A 9129-nucleotide genomic window follows, 5' to 3' on the forward strand; every position below is an offset into this window, starting at 1 on the left:
CAGTTTTTTTGCTTTGTTCTGTAGAATTCATTTTTTCTGTAGTAGTTCGTTTAACTTTGCGAATTGGAAAATGAGCAATCAGAGAAGTAATACGCTGACTATTTTCTAAACCAAATTCTATCTCGTCTCGATCTACATCTACATAACAAGCTACTACCTCAAGAATTTCTCTTCGCATAGTATCGATTATTTCAGGAGTAATTGTAGCACGATCGTGTGCCAGAACCGCTTGTAATCGTTCTTTTGCTTGTTGTCCACTGTCAGCATCATGATTGCGAGGAAAAAGCATTTCGAGAAAATCAATTACTTTCATTTTACTTTTATTGTACTTTTATTGAACATGGATGAGAGATCTGAGCAAGATTTTATCAAGGGATATATTTTGGGGAAGTCTAGAACGGGAAGCTTAAATTAACTAAGAAACCTCACCAATCGCTCTATTGCTTAAAGCAGGTGTGAGTTGAACATAATGGATGCTTGATAAAAATTAGTTTCTGAGTGCTCACAGCTACCTTAAAAGAATTAAAATAGAACGATTTTTTCCCAACTAAATTATCCATAGTAGATATTGTTAACAATTAAATACTGGTCATTATTAATGATTTATAAGATTTATAAATGACAAATGAACGATGGTTTTAGCCACCAAACATCCGACGTAAACGGTTCAAAATGTTGCTGTCACCAGAGGTAAAATCAAGGAAAGGGACTTTTTCCCCTTCTAAACGTTGGGCGATGTTATGAAAAGCTATTGCGGGCAAACTATCTTTATGTCCGACAACCAAAGGTTCACCCTTATTAGTTGCAACAATCACTAATTCATTGTCTGGAATTACTCCAATTAGAGAAACACCCAAAAGTTCGATCACATCTTCTACACTCATCATTTTTTTCTCTTCAATCATTTGAGGCTTAACTCGATTGACAATCAGATTTATTTTGTTAACTCCTTCTGCTTCTAGTAAACCAATTACCCGATCTGCATCTCTAACGGCTGCAATTTCTGGGGTGGTAACAATAATGGCTTCTTGAGCAGCAGCAATAGCATTACGGAAACCTAATTCAATACCAGCAGGGCTATCAACAATTATGTAGTCGTATCCTTTAGCCAAAGCCGTAATAATTGTTTTCATCTGTTCTGGCTCAACAGATTCTTTACTGCGATTTTGGGCTGCGGGTAATAATACCAGACCATTTAGGCGTTTGTCCTTAACTAAGGCTTGCGCCAGACGGCATTCTCCAGCTATCACATCCATAGCAGTGTAAACTACTCTTTCTTCTAACCCCAGGAGTAGATCGAGGTTTCTTAAACCAAAATCAGCATCAACCAAAGCTACTTTACGATTAAGAGTAGCTATCGCTGCTCCTAAGTTAGATGTAATTGTGGTCTTACCGACTCCTCCCTTACCAGAAGTGACAACTATTATACGACTCATACTTTCCTTTGAATTCAAATTTAATTAATGAGGACTGTTAAGTTATTAGTTATTTAGTTATTTATTTATTAGACATCTCCAGAAATTAAAAGTTCACTGAGGTTTTACAATGGCTTCAGATTAATGATTAAAGATGTCTATTTAGTTATTTAGTTATTCGTCCGAACCCAGCTATCTTCTGAGGGAGAAAATAAACGGGTTTTGGTAAAATCATTGGCTCTTGCCAGACTGATACCCTGATTGCTGATAAATGCAACTTCAGGTTCCAAACTATGGGGTAAATTTTGGGGCGATCTAGCGACGGTACTGGCAATCCGCAACTGAGTAAATTCCATCTGAAGTGCCATGATCCGAGACTTGCGATTACCTCTAGCTCCTGCATGGGCTACTCCCCGCAGCCTTCCCCAAACAAAAATATCACCCGCAGCAATTATTACTCCTCCTGGGTTGAGATCCCCACAGACAATAATTGTTCCTGCATGACGAATTTCTACCCCAGAACGTACTGTCTGTTGTAGGTAAAGAGGCTCGGCTAAAGACTCTGTGGAATTTGGTTGTCCATGAGAGATAAAGGGAGATAAATTTGCTCGATTATTCTGCTCTACGGAATAGCCCGCAGTAGCTGCTGCTACGGCAGTTTGTTTTCTTCCCGTACTTACCGTAGTTAATTTAAGTTCTACTTCTCTAAGAGTTTTGGCAATAGTTTGCAATTGCCTTGTATCTACTAAGCGATCGCCAGCAACCAAACAGACGGATGTTTCTGGCTGCCAAGATTGTTCTCTTCTTTTTAGAAGATGCTTTAATTCTTGCCAAACTTCTGACCAAGGCAATTCTAAATTTGTTTCCCCCTCTTGAGGCAAAACCAGGAGGAGGCGATCGCCTTTATGTTTTATTTGTACTTGCGAGCAGCAACTAACCAAGGGGGAAGCGGGAGCATCGCTAGTGTTATCAGTTGATAAACTAGGCTCAAAAACCATTGCTTATAGTTTAATATGACCATTATTTTGGTCTTTTTATCAAAAATATACTAACTCATGTAGTTTCGTATCAGGCTATTTGTTAATATTTGATTCCAAATTGTTAAATTAATGTTCTGAAGATCAAGAAAATATACATTTAACCAAGAAGTATTGTTTCCCATCTTAATATAATTCGCTGATGTTTTACTTTTGTAGGTATTTCTATCTCTACTAAATTTTGAGGTGATGATAGCGTAATTTCACAAATTTGCAGTGAATATTGTTTGATTATTGCATAAACAGATGATGATTTACGTAAATGCACTTAGATATAGTATAGCAATTATTACTTTAAAACCCCTAAACCAATAACTGTCGGCGGATTGGGATTAATAGATTTTTAGATAGTTCTTCGTTGTTTACAAAGATAATAATTCATACTAAATTCCGTAAGGGCGAATAAGTGTTCGCCCCGACAAATAATTATTATTTACTTGATTGACCTCTAATTTTTAGAAAAATGTAACATACCATCTATCTATTGGCTAAAAAAATTGTTAATCTACTCCACGCATCAACCAATCCGCGATCGCTGCCCACATTTCCAGGAAACAAAACTACAGGCAAATTAGGAAACTGGTGATGATCTTCGGCTGTTTTCACCACAGAAACTCCTGGGATAATTTGTCCTAAAAGTCTGGCTGTATTGAGCTGTAAACCATTACTTAAAACATCATTAGAGGTAATACCACCCTTACTAATCAAAAAGCCAATTTCTGCGGGTAAGCCTTTGACTACATCCATTAACAGGTTAGATACCTCGACACCAAAGTCAAGACGCTGCTGGATATTTGCAAAGCTTAATTCTTCACGACTGGTATATACTACGGGAGTTTGTCCTTGTTGCCAAGCAGTCAATACCGAGTCTAGGGTTTCTTGTAAAATACTGTCTCTCTGTTGGGGATTATCTCGTAGGCGCACAACATTCACTTCAATTCCTGTGGTGGCAGATTCTTGTAATAATTGTTTGAGTTGGCGGGTTGTTTTACTAACATGAGAGCCTACCAGCACGATTCCTGGTTTGTTTGTAGGTTTATAAGTAGCCATGCTATCGGGTGCAATGGGTTGCTCTCCCAACTGAGCTAGTGAAGTTAACAAACTTGCAGCAGAACGAAATAAAAATCGTTTTCCCTGGCTGCTAGTATCTAAAATAGCTTGAGCCAAAAGATCGAAATCTGCTTGAGTTTCCCCGTCTACCGCTACACATTGATTATTGTTTAAATCTAAAAGTTTTGCTGGTAAATCATTGCTACGTAGATCGCTTAATTGCAGAGTAACTACTCGATCCGCAGTAATTTTACCTTGAGTTTTTTCCGCTACATAGTCTGGTAAGTAGCTGTAACTATAACCAAAGACAGAATCTTGAGCAAATTCTGTTTCATGGACGGGGGTTAAAGTCCCATCAATTAAGAGGTAGTGAACGCTATCTTTTGTAACTCTTCCTCCTTCAAAAAAAGCAGGAGTGAGAAAATGAGCATCAAAATCCCCTAACTCTTCAGCGATCGCATCTGTTTCAATGGGATAATGTCCTCGTAAAGTGGAATCAGAACGGCTAACTACCAAAAAATTAGTAATTTGCTCTTCAGCAAGAGCCTGTTTTAGATTACGACACACCTGCTGAGCGATCGATCTTGCCTTCTCTGGAGCAATTGCTCTAGTATTAGTCAGCACAAAGAAAATAGGCACTTTATCTCGCAAGCCAATTTTGAGAGTTTCCACATCCCATTGCATCAATAACAAGCAACTATGAACCGTTTGAGAGCCAGTAGGATCGTCATCTAAAACAATAATTTTTGGTTGAGATTTGCTCATTGGTACTAACGTTAAGAATATTTTCTAATTAGTTAAGTACTGTATCAACTTTCGTTAGTATTTCTAAATATTTTCTGTAGAATATAGCTATCTATAAAAGATGTTTGCCATAATGGCAAGCGCGTCAAGTGTTTGTTGACATTTTGCCTTGACTTTTTTCAAGCAGATGTCAGACGGCAGATATTCAACGGTAGAAGCATAAGTTCTTCTATGTTTTTGAAGCACAATTATAAAGTCTTCTCAAAATGGAATTGGTTTGAGATCTACATACAATTAGTAATCGGGAGAACCTCGAATATTTCAAAGCTCTATGGCAATCTCTTGTCCGACAACAAATCTTCTGCTCTCTGTTCTCAAACTTCTGCTACAGATTGACGAAGTCGAAGCAGGCTCCGTCTTGTCTTGGTGCGCGATGCGCGATGCGTAGCGAGTCCTTTAGGGCGTTCCTTGGGCGAGGCAACCTCGCCAGGGGTGGATAGGGGGGACTTCAACAGACCGCAATCAACTGTGGTCAGCAAAACATCAAACCAGAAAAGTCCCCCCATCCCCGCGCACCGCTTTTAAGGCGGAGTACCTTCGACCAAATAAAATCAAACTATAAATAAATTGGGGTAAGAGGAAGCTAGCAGTGCGTATTACTCTTGATTATTACCGAATTCTTAGCGTACCTATTCAGGCAGATTCAGAACAACTGGATCGAGCCTATGAAGATCGACTGCAACAACAGCCTTGTCACGAATATAGCGAATATGCGATCGCAGCTAAAAAAAAGCTTTTAGAACAAGCCCATACTGTACTCAGCAACGCTGAAACAAGAGCAGAATACGATGCTAGTTTTTTTACGCCTTTAACATCCGATAGCCTTTCTCCTCAAAATACTGTCGCCGAATCAGAGAACACCACCATCTCGACGAAACCTCTGACAGTTAGTCCCTATATTGAGATCGAGCCTGAGTTTTTTATCGGAGCATTAATGATTCTTAATGAGTTGGCAGAATATGAAATAGTTTTGCGATTGGGAACGGACTGTTTGAATAACGAAGAGCAAGCTCAAAGAACTAAATCATCCCAATCTGCAACTTCCCCAACCACTACCAAAACTTGCTCCATAACCGAACAAAAACCAGATATTTTACTGTGTTTAGCATTATCTTATCTAGAGCTTAGTCGCGAACAGTGGCGAAGAAACGAATTTGAACACGCTGCTATCTCAGGACAAATGGGATTAAAGCTTCTTCAACAAGAAAAATCTTTATTTCCCCGTCTTCAAGCAGAAATCGCAGAAGAACTAAATTTATTGAAACCCTATCGTGTTTTAGAACTATTAGGGAAAAATCCTCCTGGCTCTTCCTTGAGATTTAAAGGATTACAGCTATTACAAGAAATGCTTTTGCAGCGAGAAGGAATTGAAGGGATAGATCGCGATCCTTCTGGGTTAAAGTCAGATCAATTTCTCTGTTTTATTCAACAAATTAGGACTTATTTAACCTTGCAAGAACAAAAAGACGTGTTTTTAGCAGAAGCAAAGCGAGGTTCTCATCCAGGTAGTTGTGTAGCTGCCTATGCCTTGATTGCCGAAGGCTATGCCCAGAAAAAGCCCAGTTCAATTTTAGAAGCACAAAAAATATTACAAGAATTAAGCGATCGCTATAATACTCACTGGGAAAGAGCTATTTGTGCATTACTGCTTGGTCAAACCACAAAATCACAGGAGATTATCAGGCAGATTACAGAAAATAACACTCTGGAGTTGATTCAAAAACGTTCGGAAAATGCTCCTGATTTGTTGCCAGGACTATGTTTTTATGGAGAACAGTGGTTACAACAACAAGTCTTAGCTCAATTTCAAGATTTGAGATCGATTAAAATAACTCTGGCACAATACTTTAGCGATCGTGATGTTCAAGCATATCTCGATCAAGTTTTTCCTGTAACTCACAATAACCATCAAACTGCTTCTTCTCAATCATCTCATCAAGAAATTACCAAGTTAAAAAAAGAACAGAACAGACTATATCAACTATTTCCTTGGCTGGGTAATAAAAAAACTGCTCGTCAAGCAAGTTTCAACAAAACACCTTCTAGCAGCCAAACAACATCTTCAGAAGTACAATTACCTCAAACATCATCAAGATTAGCTGGAACAAGAACTGACAACCAGATCCAACCCTACCCAAATGTGTCCCATAACTCTCAAAGTATTAAATTATTCAAAGGACATAATTCATCCTTACCAAAATCGGCTTCCACTCCAACACAATCATCTTTAAAAACCAAGCATCAAATAAAGCCTGGTCAGAAAACAGCCTCTCCTCCTAAATCAAAGAAGAGAATCAAGCGCAATCAAAAATCTTCTGCATCAAAAAAATATTTAAGGTATGGATTGTTTTTAGCAGGCTTAACTGCAATAATCGGGACTCTAGGTTTTGCCGTTACAAAAAGATACTTACAACAAATTGTTGTAGAATCAGTAGCACCTTTGCCAAGTCCTCAGTCAACTCCTAAAACTCCAGCGGTTTCCAAAAATTCAGCTGTAGCAACAACCCCAAAGGTTACCGTCACAAAACCAAAAACCACAGCAGCTTTAACCACAGAATCAGCCCATAAAGTAATTCAGAAATGGTTAGATAGTAAAGCAGCAGCTTTAGGACAAGAATATCAAACAGATCGACTAAATTCGATACTTACTGATTCTTTGTTAACTCAATGGCGTGATAGCTCTGCATATTATCAACAAAACAACATTTATCGCCAATTTGAACACGGCTTGAAAATTCGTTCTGTTAAAATTAATCCAGAAAATTCTGATTTAGCTACTGTAGAAGCAGAAGTTAAAGAGGTAGCAAAGCATTATCAACAAGGACAACTTAATCAAAGTCAATCTTATCAAGGTAATCTGGTGGTAGGTTACGAGTTGATTCGCCAAAACAATACTTGGCTGATTAAAAATAGTAAAGTATTGCAAAGCTTATAAATAATTAGATGGTGAATATTAATGATTTAAAAATTATTTCTTTGCTTCCTAGCGCAACAGAAATTGTTACCTGTTTAGGCTTAACTAAAGCTTTAGTGGGGCGTTCTCACGAATGCGATTATCCTTCAGAAATTAAAGCTTTACCTGTATGTACTAATGCTCGCTTAAATAGTGACAATCAAAGTGCAGAAATCGACAGAGATGTTCAAAGTCTCTTGCAAAAAGCATTGAGTATTTATGAAGTTAAAATTGCTACATTAGAGCAGTTAAAACCTACTCACGTTGTTACTCAAGATCAATGCGATGTTTGTGCAGTAAATTTTGCTGAAGTAACTAAAGCCATAGCGAAACTGACTCAATCTCAACCACAGATTATTTCATTGCAACCCAATTTGTTGGAAGAAGTTTGGCAAGACATTGCTAGAGTTGGTCAAATTTTAAATGTAGAATATCAATCAGTTATTTCTCAGTTAAAAGAACGAATTAATAATATTACTCAAAAAATCAAAGTATCAGTTAAAGCCAGCCTACCTACCGTGGTAGCTATTGAATGGACTGAGCCATTAATGACTGCTGGAAATTGGATACCCGAACTTATTGAGATTGCAGGAGGGCAACCTTTATTAAGTATAAAAGGAAAACATTCTCCATACATATCTTGGGAAAAACTAACAACAGCTAATCCCGATGTCATAATTATTATGCCTTGTGGATTTGATTTAGCCAGAACAGCAAAAGAAGCTTACACCTTAACCACACATTCTCAATGGTCAAGTTTAAAAGCAGTGCAAAATAACCAGGTTTTTATTGTTGATGGTAATGCTTATTTTAATCGTCCAGGACCTAGGTTAGTTGATTCGACTGAAATATTGGCTGAAATATTACACCCTAAATTATTTGATTTTGGCTATCAGGAAAATAGTTGGCAACAGCTATTGTAAAATATTACTATAAAATATTACTCTCAATCTCAAGTAACAACTCGCACGTTCCTTTGTGGGTCGCCTTCGGCGAGCTTTCAGCGGTACTCGCGCATTCTCATGTCGTGATTTTTAATCACGCCTAGTCGCTCGTCAAATTAAATGCGTAATAGCTTAGTAGGTGGGATAATCACGCCTAGCCTACACCAACGTGAGTTTCGTTTCTTAGCATCATTCACTCACCTAGCACTATTCCCACCTACTAATAAGTTCCCACTTTTTTAGTCATTATGGATATTGTCAGGATAGCTGTATTGATTAGAGATTAATGCGCCACGTCCGTCAAAATTCGCGGTAACATTCTTCTCAACTAGCTCCTCAGAAGCCACAAGCAAAGTGGACTTGTAAAAGCTACCCTACGGTCAGACCTAGATACGTCTCCTCAGCAAAGGAAAGCACCCCCTTGAAAGCGAAATTTGACGAGTGACCCTGATAATTTTTAATTAACCAAGGAACGCGCGAGTAATCTGTATCTTGTAGCTGACCAAGCTAAAGAACGCACACTGAGCAAGGACGAGAATGGGGGAATTAGCTTCAATAATTTTGAATCTTGAGCCGATAAATCCTCACAAAACACTCTCTTCTTCCTGGTGCTGACCAAGACACCGAAGTCACACCAAGACAGGCGCAAATGTCCGTCACAAGCTGAGGGTTTGTGTTCTGAAGTAAATTCAAAACATTGTCAGTCTCGTTTCCTGGAAACTTCGCCCATAGGCGGACTTGGGAATGCTAGCCAAGAGAACAGATATTCTATCCGCCAAGGATGTGGTCAGGCCCCGCATCGTTTGAAAACCCTAAAGGACTCGCTTCGCGTCGCGCAAGGGAAGACTTACTAACAGAGGCGCACTAAGACAAAACAGAGCATAGGTAGAACTTAGGTTTTAACCAAATAGAATCTTATCTGGCAC

General features: G+C 38.5%; 6 protein-coding genes. 2 read left to right on the plus strand and 4 right to left on the minus strand.

What is annotated here, in order from left to right; translation table 11 throughout:
* From minE to H1P_RS21600, 4 genes are all read right to left on the minus strand, one after another.
* Positions 1–313: cell division topological specificity factor MinE (gene minE / locus H1P_RS21585; RefSeq protein ID WP_144871232.1), on the minus strand; the 313-nt coding region annotated here is incomplete at its 3' end.
* 325 nt (positions 314–638) lie between these two features.
* Complete coding sequence (minD, locus tag H1P_RS21590) at positions 639–1436, minus strand: septum site-determining protein MinD (RefSeq protein ID WP_144871222.1); 798 nt, start codon at positions 1434–1436, stop codon at positions 639–641.
* A gap of 149 nt (positions 1437–1585) precedes the next feature.
* Positions 1586–2413, minus strand: coding sequence for a septum site-determining protein MinC (gene minC / locus H1P_RS21595; RefSeq protein WP_144871224.1), 828 nt, complete (start codon positions 2411–2413; stop codon positions 1586–1588).
* Positions 2414–2929: 516 nt separating this feature from the next.
* A complete protein-coding gene (locus H1P_RS21600) occupies positions 2930–4267 on the minus strand; it encodes a four-carbon acid sugar kinase family protein (protein ID WP_144871226.1) in 1338 nt (445 codons plus the stop codon).
* 628 nt (positions 4268–4895) lie between these two features.
* Here H1P_RS21600 and H1P_RS21605 point away from each other — a divergent pair.
* Complete coding sequence (locus H1P_RS21605; RefSeq protein ID WP_144871228.1) at positions 4896–7241, plus strand: ARC6/PARC6 family protein; 2346 nt, start codon at positions 4896–4898, stop codon at positions 7239–7241.
* Positions 7242–7249: 8 nt separating this feature from the next.
* Entirely contained in the window at positions 7250–8182 is a 933-nt protein-coding gene (locus tag H1P_RS21610; RefSeq protein ID WP_144871230.1) for a cobalamin-binding protein, read from the plus strand.
* Positions 8183–9129: the final 947 nt, after the last annotated feature.

Origin of the sequence: Hyella patelloides LEGE 07179, from assembly GCF_900659865.1 — a bacterium.
Lineage (GTDB): Bacteria > Cyanobacteriota > Cyanobacteriia > Cyanobacteriales > Xenococcaceae > Hyella > Hyella patelloides.